Annotated in this window: 13 protein-coding genes, 1 tRNA gene and 1 pseudogene; 7 read left to right on the forward strand and 8 right to left on the reverse strand. The window is 37.9% G+C overall.

The features are described 5' to 3' along the window. Window positions 1–48 precede the first annotated feature (48 nt). Window positions 49–1,236: a 2-methylaconitate cis-trans isomerase PrpF gene (prpF, locus tag F988_RS05285; RefSeq protein ID WP_004681566.1), complete on the reverse strand. Its 1,188-nt coding sequence runs from the start codon at window positions 1,234–1,236 to the stop codon at window positions 49–51. 370 nt (window positions 1,237–1,606) lie between these two features. Between prpF and F988_RS05290 the strand changes: the two genes are divergently transcribed. The 5 genes and pseudogenes from F988_RS05290 to F988_RS05310 all read left to right on the forward strand — a co-directional run bounded on the left by F988_RS05290 (window position 1,607) and on the right by F988_RS05310 (window position 8,504). After that, entirely contained in the window at window positions 1,607–2,965 is a 1,359-nt protein-coding gene (locus tag F988_RS05290; protein ID WP_004681568.1) for an amino acid permease, read from the forward strand. Between the two features lie 72 nt (window positions 2,966–3,037). Then, a tRNA-Arg gene (locus F988_RS05295) sits at window positions 3,038–3,113 on the forward strand. A gap of 129 nt (window positions 3,114–3,242) precedes the next feature. After that, window positions 3,243–4,502: pseudogene (locus F988_RS05300) on the forward strand (tyrosine-type recombinase/integrase). Between the two features lie 215 nt (window positions 4,503–4,717). After that, window positions 4,718–6,523 carry an ATP-dependent nuclease gene (locus F988_RS05305; protein ID WP_004681573.1) on the forward strand — a complete coding sequence of 602 codons (1,806 nt, stop codon included), beginning with the start codon at window positions 4,718–4,720 and terminating at the stop codon, window positions 6,521–6,523. After that, the gene (locus tag F988_RS05310) at window positions 6,507–8,504 is read left to right on the forward strand and encodes a UvrD-helicase domain-containing protein (protein WP_004681574.1); all 1,998 of its coding nucleotides are present in this window, start codon (window positions 6,507–6,509) and stop codon (window positions 8,502–8,504) included. The genes F988_RS05305 and F988_RS05310 overlap by 17 nt, the downstream gene beginning before the upstream one ends. Window positions 8,505–8,616: 112 nt before the next feature. Here F988_RS05310 and F988_RS05315 read toward each other — a convergent pair whose 3' ends face one another. From F988_RS05315 to F988_RS05345, 7 genes are all read right to left on the reverse strand, one after another. Next, window positions 8,617–8,844: a helix-turn-helix transcriptional regulator gene (locus F988_RS05315; RefSeq protein ID WP_004681576.1), complete on the reverse strand. Its 228-nt coding sequence runs from the start codon at window positions 8,842–8,844 to the stop codon at window positions 8,617–8,619. A gap of 96 nt (window positions 8,845–8,940) precedes the next feature. Then, complete coding sequence (locus tag F988_RS05320; RefSeq protein ID WP_004681578.1) at window positions 8,941–9,870, reverse strand: recombination directionality factor; 930 nt, start codon at window positions 9,868–9,870, stop codon at window positions 8,941–8,943. 158 nt (window positions 9,871–10,028) lie between these two features. Further along, on the reverse strand, window positions 10,029–11,084 hold the full coding sequence (locus tag F988_RS05325) for a YqaJ viral recombinase family nuclease (RefSeq protein ID WP_004681579.1): 1,056 nt from the start codon (window positions 11,082–11,084) through the stop codon (window positions 10,029–10,031). Between the two features lie 101 nt (window positions 11,085–11,185). Beyond that, window positions 11,186–12,217 carry a DUF932 domain-containing protein gene (locus tag F988_RS05330; RefSeq protein WP_004681580.1) on the reverse strand — a complete coding sequence of 344 codons (1,032 nt, stop codon included), beginning with the start codon at window positions 12,215–12,217 and terminating at the stop codon, window positions 11,186–11,188. Window positions 12,218–12,467: 250 nt separating this feature from the next. After that, window positions 12,468–13,091: a hypothetical protein gene (locus F988_RS05335; protein ID WP_004681582.1), complete on the reverse strand. Its 624-nt coding sequence runs from the start codon at window positions 13,089–13,091 to the stop codon at window positions 12,468–12,470. Between the two features lie 42 nt (window positions 13,092–13,133). Next, entirely contained in the window at window positions 13,134–13,445 is a 312-nt protein-coding gene (locus tag F988_RS05340) for a hypothetical protein (protein ID WP_004681584.1), read from the reverse strand. Window positions 13,446–13,449: 4 nt separating this feature from the next. Further along, complete coding sequence (locus F988_RS05345) at window positions 13,450–13,734, reverse strand: hypothetical protein (RefSeq protein ID WP_004681585.1); 285 nt, start codon at window positions 13,732–13,734, stop codon at window positions 13,450–13,452. A gap of 591 nt (window positions 13,735–14,325) precedes the next feature. Here F988_RS05345 and F988_RS05350 point away from each other — a divergent pair. Beyond that, window positions 14,326–14,583, forward strand: coding sequence for a hypothetical protein (locus F988_RS05350; protein ID WP_004681588.1), 258 nt, complete (start codon window positions 14,326–14,328; stop codon window positions 14,581–14,583). A gap of 314 nt (window positions 14,584–14,897) precedes the next feature. After that, window positions 14,898–15,152 (forward strand): hypothetical protein, encoded by a 255-nt coding sequence (locus tag F988_RS05360; RefSeq protein WP_004681590.1) that lies wholly within the window; start codon window positions 14,898–14,900, stop codon window positions 15,150–15,152. Window positions 15,153–15,305: the final 153 nt, after the last annotated feature.

Raw genomic sequence — 15,305 nt, forward strand, 5'->3', positions numbered from 1 at the left:
AATAAAGCCTCCAAAAGGAGACTCTATCAAGAGATTTACTGGGATAATTTAGAACGTATCACCTGGTACACGCACCCAACCTTCCATTAACACACGTGCGCTACGGCTCATAATGGCTTTTTTCACGGCCCATTTGCCATCAATCAACTCAGCTTGAGCGCCAACACGCAATGTCCCTGATGGATGACCAAAACGAACCGCTTCACGCTCACCACCGCCTGCTGCCAGATTCACCAACGTTCCTGGAATGGCTGCTGCCGTACCAATTGCAACTGCGGCTGTGCCCATCATGGCGTGGTGCAGCTTACCCATCGACAAGGCACGCACCAATAAATCCACATCAGCCGCCTCAACGGTTTTACCACTTGAAGAGGTATAGGCTTTCGGCTGAGAAACAAAGGCAATTTTAGGCGTATGCTGACGGGCAGCCGCTTCAGAAATATCTTTTATTAAGCGCATTTGTAGCGCGCCATAGGCACGGATTTTTTCAAAACGTGCCAAAGCAGCGTTATCACCATTGATATGATCCTGCAATTCTGTACCCTGATAGCCAATATCTTCCGCATTCAGGAAAATGGTTGGAATACCCGCATTGATAAAGGTGGCCTGAAATGTACCAATCTCAGGTACTTCAAGCTGATCCACCACATTGCCTGTAGGGAACATATCACCACCCTCTTCACCATCATCGGCAGGGTCTAAAAATTCAATCTGCACTTCCGCTGCTGGAAAGGTCACGCCATCCAGTTCAAAGTCACCTGTTTCCTGTACCTGACCATTGGTTACTGGCACATGCGCAATAATGGTTTTTTGTATATTTTTCTGCCAGATGCGTACCGTACAAATACCATTTTCAGGAATACGTTCTGCATCAACCAAACCATTGGAAATGGCAAATGAACCGACTGCTGCGGTGAGGTTGCCACAGTTACCACTCCAGTCCACAAATGGCTGGTCAATCGAAACCTGTCCAAATAAATAATCGACATCATGTTCTGGTTGTGCACTTTTTGCCAAAATCACGGTTTTGCTGGTACTTGAAGTTGCACCACCCATGCCATCAATTTGCTTGCCATAAGGGTCTGGACTGCCAATCACACGAAGAAGAAGTTGATCACGTGCCTTTCCTGCCACCTGTGCCGCTTCAGGCAAATCATCCAGCTTGAAAAACACCCCCTTACTTGTACCACCACGCATATAGGTTGCTGGGACTTTGATTTGCGGTACTGAGCTCATGTCAATTTCATCCTTTTATCATGTTTTGGTGCAGCTAGGTTTTGTGTTCAACGTTACTGCACAGCAGTCAAAAATGCCATACGACCAATGGTTTTTTAGGCAAATTATCGTTAGCAAAATATGTTGTTTATATTGGGTATATCAGCATGATTTAACAATAGCACGAAAGCCAACAAACATGGTTAGAAAACAAAGTTGCCTTTCAAGCGTACAAATATAAATCAATATTTATTTTACCACTCATTCAAATATAGGATTTTAAATAACTTTTAAAAACCACTTTACAGTCATAGCCTGCCTGTACTTTTACTAGGCGAAAATCCTGCAATCTATTAGAATAATCCACTTATTCATCGTCGAGCTCAGTCCTTTGAACAACGATTCTTCTCAACTTCAGCGTGGACTAAAAAACCGCCATATCCAGCTCATTGCGATGGGTGGAGCAATTGGTACGGGCTTATTTTTAGGTTCTGCACAGGTGATCCAGTCTGCTGGACCATCTATTATTTTGGGTTATGCGATTGGCGGTTTGATTGCTTTTTTAATCATGCGTCAACTCGGTGAAATGATCGTAGAAGAACCTGTAGCAGGTTCATTTAGTCATTTTGCATATCAATATTGGGGTAAATTTCCAGGCTTTTTATCAGGTTGGAATTATTGGATATTGTATATCCTCGTTGCGATGAGTGAGCTCACGGCAGTCGCAAAATATATCAATTACTGGTGGCCTCATATTGCTGCATGGCAGTCAGTTTTATTCTTCTTTGTGATTATTACAGCGATCAATCTCACCAATGTAAAATTCTATGGTGAGTCAGAATTTTGGTTAGCCATTATTAAAGTCACCGCTGTTATAGCGATGATTTTATTTGGTCTGTTCTTGCTGTTCACTGCGGATGCCAACTCTACGGCTTCATTTACCAACCTTTGGAGTCATGGTGGATTCTTCCCGAATGGGTTTGAAGGTCTATTCTTCATGCTGGCATTCTTGATGTTTGCATTTGGTGGTATTGAATTAATCGGTATGGCAGCGGCTGAAGCCAATGATCCAAAGAAAACGATTCCTAAAGCGATCAACCAAGTTGTGTTCCGTATTCTGATTTTCTACATCGGTTCACTCACAATTTTATTATCACTTGTGCCTTGGAATCAGCTTGATTTAGGTGGCTTAGATAAAAGCCCATTTGTAATGATTTTCAGTCAAATGGGAATTGGTTGGGCTGCTCACCTACTTAACTTCATTATCTTAACCGCAGCATTATCTGTATATAACAGTGGTATGTATGCAAACAGCCGCATGTTGTTTGGTTTAGCTGAACAAGGTAATGCACCTAAAGTATTTGCTAAAGTGAATAAACAAGGTGTTCCTGTTCCAGCCGTATTGCTTTCAGCATTGCTCATCTTCGGATGTGTACTTTTAAACTACTTCGTACCAGAAGATGCCTTAGGTCATTTGATGTATGTGGTTGTGGGTGCTTTAGTTTTAAACTGGGCAATGATCAGTTTGACTCATTTGAAATTTAAAGCGATGGTCAAACAAAAAGCATTAACAACGAGCTTCCCTGCTTTATGGTCACCATTCAGCAATTATCTTGTACTCGCATTTATTGCGGTTGTACTTTACATCATGTGGCAGCAAGGTTTTAAAGAATCTGTGCTCATGATTCCTATTTGGATCGTTCTAATGTTTGTGCTCTATCGTGTTTTAAATTTGAAAAATAAGAGCTAAATACAGCTAGTCGGTTTCATCAAAAAGTGATTGCTAAGGCAATCACTTTTTTGTTTATAATCATTTAATTATGCGCCCTTAGCTTAACTGGATAGAGCAGTTGCCTCCTAAGCGACCGACGTGGGTTCGAGTCCCGCAGGGCGCACCATTTTATGGTTTATTTTGATATAAAACATTCCACCCAAAAATAAAACATACATTAAATTCAAATATTTAATTAAAATCAAATCTAATTTAGTCTATAAATTTCCAACTTAATACATATTTTTTTGCGGTAATTTTTACGGTAAGATGTACTACCGCAAAAACTCTTACCGTAAAAAGGCCAAAAATAGTTATACCACTTACAGATACCAAGATTAAAACTATCAAAGCAGACTCTACAAAAGTTCAGAAGCTTGCCGATGGTAATGGTTTATTTTTGATTATCTCTAAGACTGGGGATAAGAGCTGGAGATTTGACTACTCACGCCCCTATACCAAAAAAAGAAATTCCTTAAGCTTTGGTTCCTATCCAACAGTCACTCTAGCTGATGCAAGAATTAGACGTGAAGAAGCCCGTACCCTTCTCTCTCAAAATATCGACCCACATGTTGAAAAAGTTAGAATTGAGAATGAGATATTAAATACGAATAATAATACTTTCCAAAATATTTCAAATGAGTGGATGGCAAAGCAAGACTTTGCTGAATCAACGATTAAAGGGCAACAACGCTTATTAGAAGTAATCAATCAGCATATTGGTAAAATCCCAATACATGAGATTAAAGCCATGGATATCCTGAAGGTTTGTCGAATTTATGAAAAAGAAGGCAAATTAGAAACAGCTTAAAAGGTCAAAGTGAAATGTGGTCAAGTTCTGCGCTACGCGGTTTCTATTGGATTTTGTGAGCGTGATGTTACTCAAGATTTAAAGGGAGCCATCTCCCCTCCCAAAGTGACACATATGGCCGCTTTGGTAGAACCTAAAGATTTTGCCTTACTCTTACGAGACATTGATCATTACGAAGGTTCAGTAATCACTCGATATGCTCTACGTATTGCTCCTCTAGTTTTTGTTCGCCCAGGCGAATTAAGACATGCTAAGTGGCAAGATATCGACCTTCAAAAAGGCTTGTGGAGTTATACCCCTCCAAAAACAAAATCAAAGACAGGTGTCCAGCACATTGTCCCTCTATCAACGCAAGTCATTCATTTGCTTTCAGAACTTGCTCAAATAACAAAAGCTAGAAGTGAGTATGTATTTCCTGCAATCACTTCCAACTTAAAGCCCATGTCAGAAAATACCATTAATCAAGCTTTACGCCGCTTAGGTTATACCAGTGAACAAGCATGTGGACATGGTTTTCGTGCTTCTGCGCGTACAATTTTAGAAGAAGTTTTAGAATTTCCGATTGAATTGATTGAGCAACAGCTTGCCCATCAGGTAAAAGATATGCATGGTCGTGCTTATAACCGTACTAAGCATTTAGAGAAGAGAAAAGAGATGATGCAGAGATGGGCGGATTATTGTGATGAATTGAAGGCTTCGTCATAAAAAATAAACTAATACTAGCTCACTCAAATAAAAAGGCTAATTAACGGGGGCTTTGAGGGGGAGTAAATGAATCAAATCTCGTAATTATTAATGCAATCCTAATAGAATAAAAAAGCTAAGGGGGACTAAGTTCATAATGGATTTATTTTTAAAATCACAAACTTATGATATAAATAATTTATACAAGAATTTACTGACTTTAAATAGCATAACTTATGTACTTATCAAACATAAAACTTTGGAACTTTAGAAAATATGGTGAAGTTGCCACTACATTTGATCTAACAAAACCTAATTTAGACCTTAACTTTACCAAAGGTCTTAATGTGCTAATTGGTGAAAATGATTCTGGAAAAACTGCAATAATAGATGCCATTAAATTGGTTTTAAAAACTCATAGCTACGATTACATCAAGGTAGAAGATAAAGATTTTTTTGATGGCTCTACACGATTTAGAATTGAGCTTGAATTTTGTGGCTTAACTGATGATGAAGCTAAAAATTTTACAGAATGGTTAGGATGGAAAGGTACTGGAGCTGATACCCAAACATTTTTAAAGTTAAATTATGATGTTACGCGTAATAAAAACAAAATTAATCCATCAGATGTAAAGGCTGGTGCAGACTCAGAAGGCTATCTATTAACAGCTGAAGCCAAAGAATATCTGAAAACAACATATTTAAGACCTTTAAGAGATGCTGAAAATGAGTTGATCTCAAAACGAAATTCTCGACTTTCTCAAATTTTATTAGGCGATCCTACTTTTAAAAACAAAGATCAAAATCATGAACTCGTTCATATGTTTGAAGGTCTGAATACAAATTTAAAAAAATATTTTAAAGGAGAGGAAATAAGTTTTATTGATAAAGATGGTAAAAAAACAACTGAAACATATGAAGATGGAAAAATAATTAAAGAGAAAATTGATGGTTACATCAAAAAATTTTATAACGATGAGATTTTTACAGAATTTAATGTTTCATCCACAGAATTAAAAAGCATTTTAGAAAAATTTTCTCTTTTTTTAGAGTCTCAGAGAAATGTAGGTCTAGGTACTTTAAATCGACTTTTTATGGCAGCAGAATTACTTCACTTAAATAAAGAGGATTGGCATGGTTTACGTTTAGGATTGATTGAAGAGTTAGAAGCACATCTGCATCCTCAGGCTCAGATGCAAGTGATTGAAGCATTACAACAACAAAAACAAATTCAACTCATTCTTTCAACCCATAGTCCAAATTTAGCCTCGAAAGTCAAATTAGAAAATTTAATTCTCTGTAATAAAGGCAATGCTTTTCCTTTAGGGAAAGAATACACAATGCTAAAGCCTGATAGTTATAAATATCTAGAAAAATTTCTCGACACCACTAAGTCAAACCTGTTCTTTGCTAAAGGAGTGATTCTAGTAGAGGGATGGGCTGAAGAAATTCTAATTCCAAGTTTCGCTAAAGCTATAGAAATAGATTTAACAGCCAAAGGAATATCTGTCGTAAATATTGGTGGTGTTGGTTTTCAACACTTTGTCGATATTTTTCTTCGAAAGCAAGAACCTCATATGACTATTCCTGTTGCAGTGATTACAGATTCCGATGTAAGAACTTATGAAAAAGTTGGCGAAGACTACAATCCCAAATCTTCTAAAGTACTAGGAAGTGAAATTGCAAATAAACTTAAAGAAATTAATGAAAAATCGAATCAAAATGTTAAATATTATGCTGCTGAGCAATGGACTTTAGAATATTCTATTTTTAAATCCAAAAAACTTACATCCTCATTTCAAATACATGCTAAAGCAATTCATACTAAAACTTCGTGGGATAGTAATTTTGAATTAGAGCTTGCTAAAAAATTAATTAACCAAGGACTAAAAAAAACAGAAATAGCTTATCGTTTAGCACATGATTTAGATGTGGAAATGAAAAAAGAAAAACCTGTTAGAACTATAAATTTACACGAAACAGATTCGACAGACAGTATTTATTATTTAATCGAGGCGATTCGATATGTCACAAACAGTTGAAATCACAGATGAAGATATACGATACGCTGAAAATATTTTATTACCTCAAGGCAAAACTTTTGATGATGAACGACGTAAATTTATCTGTAATTTATCTACGATAGATTTACAAGCAGTTCCTGGCAGTGGAAAAACAACAGCTCTTTTGGCAAAACTATTAATTTTAGAAACTAAGCTCCCTTTATCTGATGGTTCAGGAATTTTAGTTTTATCTCATACCAATGCAGCAGTGGATGAAATTAAAGAAAGAATTCATCAATACTGCCCAAAACTTTTTCGTTATCCTCACTTTATTGGAACAATACAAAGTTTCGTAAATGAATTTTTAGCTATCCCTTATTATCTTTTTAAACTTAAGAAAAAACCTCTACGTATTGATAATGAAATATATGCAGAACAAATAGAATTTGCTCTTTCATACAATACAAAAATAGCTCTTTCAAAACGCAGCATAAATTATATTGATATATTAAGTAATTCATTTATAAGTAATAAACAAATTTTGCAACATTTTTGGAGTAATGACGAAGTAACTATTCCCAAAATTGGTAGCCATACAAATACATATAAAGAATTAGCAACCATAAAAATTAATTTACTAAAAACTGGCATTCTTAGCTTTGGTGATTGCTATGCTTTAGCACAAAAATATCTAAGTAATTATCCAATTATCCACAAAATTATTAATAAAAGATTTCAATATGTATTTATTGATGAAATGCAAGATATGGATACTCACCAATATGAGCTTATTGAAAAGATATTTACAGAAAATAATGATACAAATACTATAATTCAAAGAATTGGAGACAAAAATCAATCTATTTATAATTCAATAAAAGCTGAATCAATTTGGCAAGATAGAGGCAATGTTCTTCACCTTTCAAATAGCCAACGTTTAAGTAGACCAATCGCAAATATTGTTAAAAATTTTGCACTGTATCCAGAACATTGTACGGATATTCAAGGCATGAATGAATGCCAGCTTAAACCACATATATTATTATTTTCAGATTCATCTATTAAGAACGTAATCCCTTATTTTTCTCAACTTGTGCAACAATATAAAGGTTCTGGTGAACTAAACTGTCTTCAAGACAAGCCTCTAGAAATAAAAGTCATAAGTTGGAATACCAATTGGAAAGATGATGAAGATAGCCGCTCTAATCTCACTAAGCTTAGATTAGAAGATTATCACCAAGCTTTTAAAAAAAATGAGCAGAAACCTAAAGAAGACTACAAATGCTTAAAAAGTTATATTCATTTTTATGATAAAAAACATACTACTTTATCTATGATTAGAAAAAATATTTTTCATGCTCTACTTAAGGTTTTAAGAATTGAAAATATTTCGACAAATGAAAATCGTCTTTATACCATTTCAAATTTAATTAACCACTTAAAGGTAAACTCAGAGCTAAATTATTCAGATCTAAACTTAAAAGTATATCAATGTTGTTTAAAAGTAGTTAGAAATGAAAAAAATCAAGCTTTGTCTGACTTACAAACTTATATTCCTGTATTCATTTCTTATTTTAAAGAAAATCATAGGCTTTCTCCAAAATGTAGTGATTTTATCAATAATGATAAAACTGGTCTTGATCAATCTAGTCAAAATCATTCCTCTGTTTCAAATATGATTGAAGAAAATAATCTCAAAATCGAAATAGCCAGTGTCCATTCAGTAAAAGGTCAAACGCATGATGCCACACTATATTTAGAATCATTTTTTAATCAAGGGTATGGAAACTATGAGTCAGAACGTCTTAGAAATCAGTTTTTAGGTATACAAACAATTCCTCAAACTCTTGGAACACAGAAAACTAGCCATGATAAAATTATCCAATCAACAAAAATGGCGTATGTAGGATTTTCGAGAGCAACTCAGCTACTTTGTATAGCAATACACAAAGCTAGATTTGAACAACATCTAAAGACAATAGATCGAGATATATGGGAGATTAAAGATATATCCAGTTAAAAGAATTGATTGTTACAATTAGTGTAATTCATAGAGTTCTATGAATACGAAGAATAGCTTAAAATTTTATTTCATTTTCTACAAAAAATAAGGGAGCCGAAGCTCCCACCTTTTATCGACTCGCCAACTTAGATTCAATCCATTGATTGATTTCCCAAGCTGACCACCCAACACGACCAACTGTTAAATTCGTCTGTTTGGGAAATGTTGGATCATATTGTTTATGACGCTCATCCATAATGTTATAAATCGTTGCACGACTTAGCCCCGTAATTCGCATAACCTCTTTCAAGTTAATAATCTGATTCATCTGAAAGGTTTGACCTGTGAACGCATTCATGATGTTGACTCCTAATCATTGATGCGAGCGGTGATTCGCTCAGATAATAGGGCCGTCCAATAAAATTTTACTGAGTCCAATCTCGTCCACCCCCATCTAATTCACCGCCCTCACACTCCCCTGTAATCCTTTCTGAATATCCTGTACAAAACCATCCTTTTGATTGAATATAGGTTTCGCCTTAGCTTTTGAGTCAGGCTGTGCCTGCTCAGACTCAACAATCTCATCCGCATAAAACTCCTCCACCAAATCCAATCCCTCTTCCGAATTCACCTCAAACCGTGCATTGCCATAACCCTGCCGTGCTATTGCATCCAATGCACTTTGATTAAATCCAGAAGCTTTGCTTTGCTGATCTATATCCTTTGCCATTTGAATGGCTTGTTGCAGATTCACGCCATCACGTAGTGTTAAATCCACGTAATACACAGGTGTACGATAACTTTGTGTGGTGGATTTACCTCTTAAGGTCAATTGCAACGGTAAGCAGGACAATAAGCCATTGGAGGCTGCATGGTAATAACTGAGTCGTGCTGCCAAAGTGCGAATGCTGTTAAAACCTGTGGTTCTAAAGATAAATGTACCCAGTTCATCCGATTCATCTAAATTGACATGTAGCCTTCCATAAGGTTTACAGTTGCCACCTTGTGCCAAAGGACATAAGTCAGGTGATGGACATGGATGTTGTTCAATCCCTTGATTGGTCAGCCGTTGGCAAGTTTCACCATTACCAACACACACTGGACGTCCTGTTTGGCGGTCAAATAAGCTGTACTCTGCACGTAGATTCAATTCAGGATCATTAAAGATCATACGGACTGGTATGGTTCTGAGTTTTTGGTTTTGTGCTTTAACTCGGAGTTGTTCATCAAGCGGATGCTTCACCCATCCTTCTTTGCCTTGGATTTGGCTGGTAATCGTGAACTGGTCATCCTTTTCGGGCAATCGTTTACCGTTCTTTTCGACCACCTTACCGATACTGATACGTCCAAGTATGGGTGGTGTAATCGCTAAACCTTTGATCATGTTAATGTCCTCTATGCTGCTGTATGGTTTGGAACTGTTTTGTGTTGTTTGGTTAAAAATGAAATAGACATAAAACATCCCATGCGCTGAGGCATGGGATGTTTAGGCGGTCTGTTTTAATGTTGAGTGGTTAAAGTTTTGCTTAGGCTAAATCGGTTTCAATCATCATTGCTGTAGATGTTGAAACGCCGTGAACCTAGTTTGCTTTGTGGAAATTGATTCAGATATTCAGGATGCTGTTTAAGTAAAGCCTTGCTATCTAAGCTGATTGAGTCTTTAGACTTCTTCCACGTCACTGAGCCGTTGGTGAATGTTGCACGCTCTGCCTGTTGCATCTTGGCTTGCAATTGATGTTTAAGCAGATCAAATTGTTCTTGATGCTTTTCAATTTGATTGCGTGCTTGAAGCAGTTGCTCAAACTGTTGATTAGCACTTTCGTCTTCGGATAAATCCGTGGAGCTGAGTGGCACATGTTCGGGATAAAGCAGTTGTAAAGCTTTGGCTGCCGATTCACTGGCATCTGCTTCAGGTGGCGTATCCTTTTCCACGCATTCCCAAAAGTAACGTTCAGCATTGATAATGTGTTGAATCACTGATTCAGAGCGAGTGACTTTAAAAATTCGGGTTTCATGTCCACAGATTAAGACGCAGATATGTGCAGCTTGCTTGCCTGTCACTGCCAATTGGTGTTGCACCTGACACAGCACGTATAAAGGCACACCATCACGCCACAGTTTGGCACCATATTCCCCTGCTGTTTTACATTCCAAGATTTGTACATCGGCATCACCTGTTACGGAGTAATCCAAATTGGCGAGCATGAAATGTTTATCAGGTTCAGGATGTTGTAACACTGCATTGACCCGACGGACTTTGTAGTTCGTGTGCATGCTGTAGTATTCAGCCACCAAGGGTTCAAGGCGTTTGCCCCAGTACAGAGGTGCATGCCCTTCACTTTCATCTTCGATGCTTTGTTGAATTCGTCCTGTTTTGATCATCCATAGTTCGAGCATCGACATATAAGGATTGAGCCCACAGGCTGCGGCACAATCACTACTGCCGATGCCTTGTCGACGTACTGCTAACCATTCAGCTTGGCTGAGTTTCTTGGTATCCACAAAGCGTTTGGCTGTAAACAGTTTGGGACGATTAGCATGGGTATTGACGATTGGATTCGGTGTTACATTTAGAGGCGTGTTTAGTGCTGTATTCATGATCATTTCCTATTTTGTAAATTTCGGGCATAAAAAAGCCACATCCGAAGATGTGGCTTGCTGTTGTATTTGGGGTGTATTGGTTGGTTAATGAATTGAAGTTAGGCAATTATCCTTAAAGCCTGTTCCAATCCACGTTGTTTTAAGCCTGCTCCTGCACCAAACCAAGCTGAATCAAGTCGATGATCCTGACTCATGGCTCGACGTTCATGGTCAGCAAATTCTGTGATCGAGCACAATAAGCCATAGGCTGTATCTTTGGCTGAACTGAGTTCTGCCCCACGGCCATGCCCATTAAACATGGTCATGACTTTAGACATGGCTCGTCCATTCGGTTCGGTTTTTGTGGTCTCAGCCTGATTGGCAACATTGCGATAGAACTGAATAATGCTGTCATCCTGTTCAGCAATACTCAAGCTGGTATTGTTAAATACAGCATCGAAGTAGGCTGCTGCTTCTTGTTGAGTGACTTTACGCTGACTGAGTTGCTTCATTTCATACATGTGCTCTTCCCATACACGAACGGATATACCCAATTGTTGCTTAATTTTCTCGGCATCAAACTTGGTGCTGTGTGGCACTTTGACCACGCCTGCACTGCTATTCTGTCCTTTTAAAGCAATGGCTAAGGTGTTATTACACACCACACGAATACTGGTGAATTGTGCTGTAGTGGCTAAAGTTCCATCACAAGCGGTGGCAAGAAGAATATAGCCATTACTGACATCTTTACCTTTCAGTGCTGAAGTCTGTCCTGTTCGTGCTAATGCCCAGAATTTCTTGCCACCTTTAAGTACCCCTGCGGTTTCTAATTCAAAGCCTGATTGTTCGGTCAGGTCTTTATAGAAATTTAGGATTTCCATGGGTTGCACCTCTTGATAGCGTTGACTGACTACAGAGAGTGGTGCATGAGTATCGGAACGGTATAGCACTCGTTGTTCTTCATAAGGCATGATGATGCTTTGCCCACGTTCATTCTGTGCCATATAGCTAACATTGGAGGATTCAATGCGCCAGTCCATGCCTGCCTGCTGTGCCCAGACTTCAATTGGTTGGTTTTGCGTGAGCTGGTTGCCTAAGCCATGCCAAGGGGTTTCGCCAACATAGGCCATTTGTTCAAGTTGATGTGCCATAGATTTTGTCCTTATAAACAAAAAGGTTGCTGGACTTCATCCCTTGATTGGAATGAAGTCCAGCAGCCTGATTTAGATTGGTCTTGTGAATATGCTTATTAAGCCTTATGTAATAGGCTCAATAAACGCATTCAATGTATTGATTCATCTTTATGTTATATAAGTGAAATTTCTTTCAATATGCTCATATGCTTCAACGACTCAACTGTATAGTGCGTGGTTCGTATGTAGAATAAATATCGCCTTCAGCCTACTGCGGTGACATCACAATTTCACGCCCATCCTTCAGTACTGCAACCACCTCTCTGACATTCCGTGGATCACAATTTAAGAAGAAACGCATGGATTTCCCGTACAGAATTGGATTGGCACCATCACGGTAATCGGCTCTACAGTTACCACGATTCACCACCACTCGATCCAGTGTAATGCTATCGGATAATGAAATTAAATGTAGATAAGCAGTTTCAACCTCATGCTTTCCACCAAAGACCTGATTCTTGATTTCAATGCGGTATTGCATGGATGCATCGCCTTGGTCGGATGGCGTTTGTTGTGCGTCCTTCTCGGCTTCCTGTCTATTCAGGGTTTCCCATTCATCCCAGCCTTTGGCAATAAACTCTCGTATTTCCGCAACGGGAGTGACTTCCAAATTACTCAGGTAATAACCTGCTGTAGCTGCCGTTTCTTCACTGGGTGATTTTTCTAAAGACTCTAAGTCCTGTAATTCTTTCTCAGTCAGTTTTTCAACTTTGACCGCTGGTTTGGCTTGTTCAGTTTTAACTGCGGTATTCTGTGCTTGTGTTGCTTCTGGTTGCTTTTCACAACCGACTGTGAACATGGCAATGGTTGCCAACATCATGATCTTTTTCATTTTATCTCCTCCCCCTATTCCCCTTATGCTTAGGCATTCACATCAAGGTGCTGGTCTATCCATGCATTGTTGGTAATATTTATCTTTAAAGACTTGTTTGGTTTTTTCGAAAGTTGCCGTCCCACCTCGACCATATTCAAAGGCGTCATGAATCATCGGTCTGAGTTGTTCTCTCAGCTCATCGTTATCGCCTGCAAGCATGTAAGTCGCTTCGGCAAAGCCTCCATAGGTCAAGCGTGCCTGCATCACGCTTTCAGCCACATTAGCTTCTTCTTGACAGGCTTTCTCTTGTTTGGAGCTACAGCCTGTAAGCAAAGCAATTGCGACTATCAGAAGTAATTTATTGTTGAACATGTTCTTACCCCCTGCATTTGCCTACGGTATAACCTCTGGCAAAGTCCAAACGACGTCGGTCTTCATCATTGGTGATCGGTACAGTAAAGAACGGCTTGCCGTATTGTTCACGAATGCTGTCATAGCGACAGCTACAGGCTTCTTCATTTTCCACTGCGGTTTTAATGGCTGTATTTGGATACATGCATTGTTCGATATAGGCTTTACGGTCTTTGGCATCCGTAGATGAACAGGCAGCTAAAACAGGTAAAAGGAATACAGCAAGCATGCTGAATGTTTGAATTTTCATAAAGCTCCCCTCTGGTATTGTTCTGTATTGAAATCAAAATTTAAGACACAACGACGCATACTCCCGAGTCAGGAAGATGTTCGGAAATGAATAAAATGAGACGAATAAATCCCATCAACTGCTTGGTGAAAAATCAGTTGCTTGAAATAGAATTCAGTACAGTAAGGGGATGTTTTGAATGACCATGACGGACTCCTATATGCATAAGAAGTTCTACCGAATCACTGTCAATTGATTATGGTGGCAGAACGAAAAGGGGTTGACAGACTGGGCATATAGAACCAGCACGCGCGAACGCGTCCCCCTCCCGTTCTACCGCAAAGGGGGACGAGAAGGTTTCGCACAAGACTTATACTCAGGAAGAATATAAGTACCTGATACGCTATACGCTTGGTCTGTCAAAACCAACTGACAATGTAGGTCAGCACGCTAAGAATAATGGTGAGGGCAAGCTAAGTCAATTCAGGTGGTTAGGAATACGGCTTGAACTTAAACTTTTATAATACTATTTAATAAAATGTTTGATCTTTATCATAAAGTTGTTAATACTCATACTTCATTTATCTGCAGTATTTAAAGAAGGTAAAGAAAATGAGTCTAGAGCGTTTTAAAGCACAAGCAATTCGAGATCTAAATATTTATGAAGCAACGCCTGCAATCACAAATGAAGAATGGATAGCTTTTGCTAAGCAACTTGTTGCTTCAAATTCAAAAACAATAGCAGAAGCAAAAAACATATTCCTAGAAATGTTTGAAAGTAAAGAAATTATTTTCATTGCATGTGAGAGTGTCGATAACACGGATTTAAATGCTCTATTAATGATGGCGATTCAAATAAGTAAAATTTAAAAATATAATTGTTAACATAAATATTTAAACTACTGTTTTTATGGGGGGGGGTAGAATGTCTGACCAAGACTTAGCTTATCATCTACAGATAAAATTCGGATTATCTTATAATGAACCGAACTCATATCAAATATTAGCTATCAAATCGGACATCAACCAAATTGTTAGAAGTGGTAGAACACCAACCCAAGCCGATTGGATAAGGATCATTGGATTTCACTGCAGAACTATTGGGACACATTCTCGATTTGGAGTTGATAATACAGATTTGAATTTTTTACTTTTATTAGCAATCCAAACCAGTAAGTAGCAATATGAATATTAATGATTTTAAGAAAGAAGTTTTTTCTACTTTTCACATCTTTAAAGTATCTCCAGACATAACTGATCAGGAATGGCTAGAGTTCTCAAAAAAACTTGCTCAATTAAAACCTAGAAATAAAGTTGAAGCATCCAAGCTTTTACATAGTTTTTTTCCACGTCATAAATTTACAGTTATGGCATTTGATAGCGTTGATAACACGGATATTAATGCTCTTTTACTTATGGCTATTAATTTAAACAAATGAGTAATAACTCTTACAGCTCTTTCGAAAAAGAGCATGCACAAAATAAAGAGACATATATAAGAGGTGGATCAGGAAATTTGAACAACAGCTATAAGTGATATTTTGCTCCCCAAATGATGTTATAAACATCGATATAAGGAGTATTTTATGGCA

This window comes from Acinetobacter parvus DSM 16617 = CIP 108168, assembly GCF_000368025.1.
Classification (GTDB): Bacteria; Pseudomonadota; Gammaproteobacteria; order Pseudomonadales; family Moraxellaceae; genus Acinetobacter; species Acinetobacter parvus.

Coding starts and splice junctions, on each gene's coding strand:
- F988_RS05325 (WP_004681579.1), bottom strand. CDS start 11,084: ATGAATACAGCACTAAACACGCCTCTAAATGTAACACCGAATCCAATC.
- F988_RS05360 (WP_004681590.1), top strand. CDS start 14,898: ATGAATATTAATGATTTTAAGAAAGAAGTTTTTTCTACTTTTCACATC.
- F988_RS05305 (WP_004681573.1), top strand. CDS start 4,718: ATGTACTTATCAAACATAAAACTTTGGAACTTTAGAAAATATGGTGAA.
- F988_RS05330 (WP_004681580.1), bottom strand. CDS start 12,217: ATGGCACATCAACTTGAACAAATGGCCTATGTTGGCGAAACCCCTTGG.
- F988_RS05335 (WP_004681582.1), bottom strand. CDS start 13,091: ATGAAAAAGATCATGATGTTGGCAACCATTGCCATGTTCACAGTCGGT.
- F988_RS05350 (WP_004681588.1), top strand. CDS start 14,326: ATGAGTCTAGAGCGTTTTAAAGCACAAGCAATTCGAGATCTAAATATT.
- F988_RS05345 (WP_004681585.1), bottom strand. CDS start 13,734: ATGAAAATTCAAACATTCAGCATGCTTGCTGTATTCCTTTTACCTGTT.
- F988_RS05320 (WP_004681578.1), bottom strand. CDS start 9,870: ATGATCAAAGGTTTAGCGATTACACCACCCATACTTGGACGTATCAGT.
- F988_RS05340 (WP_004681584.1), bottom strand. CDS start 13,445: ATGTTCAACAATAAATTACTTCTGATAGTCGCAATTGCTTTGCTTACA.
- F988_RS05310 (WP_004681574.1), top strand. CDS start 6,507: ATGTCACAAACAGTTGAAATCACAGATGAAGATATACGATACGCTGAA.
- prpF (WP_004681566.1), bottom strand. CDS start 1,236: ATGAGCTCAGTACCGCAAATCAAAGTCCCAGCAACCTATATGCGTGGT.
- F988_RS05315 (WP_004681576.1), bottom strand. CDS start 8,844: ATGAATGCGTTCACAGGTCAAACCTTTCAGATGAATCAGATTATTAAC.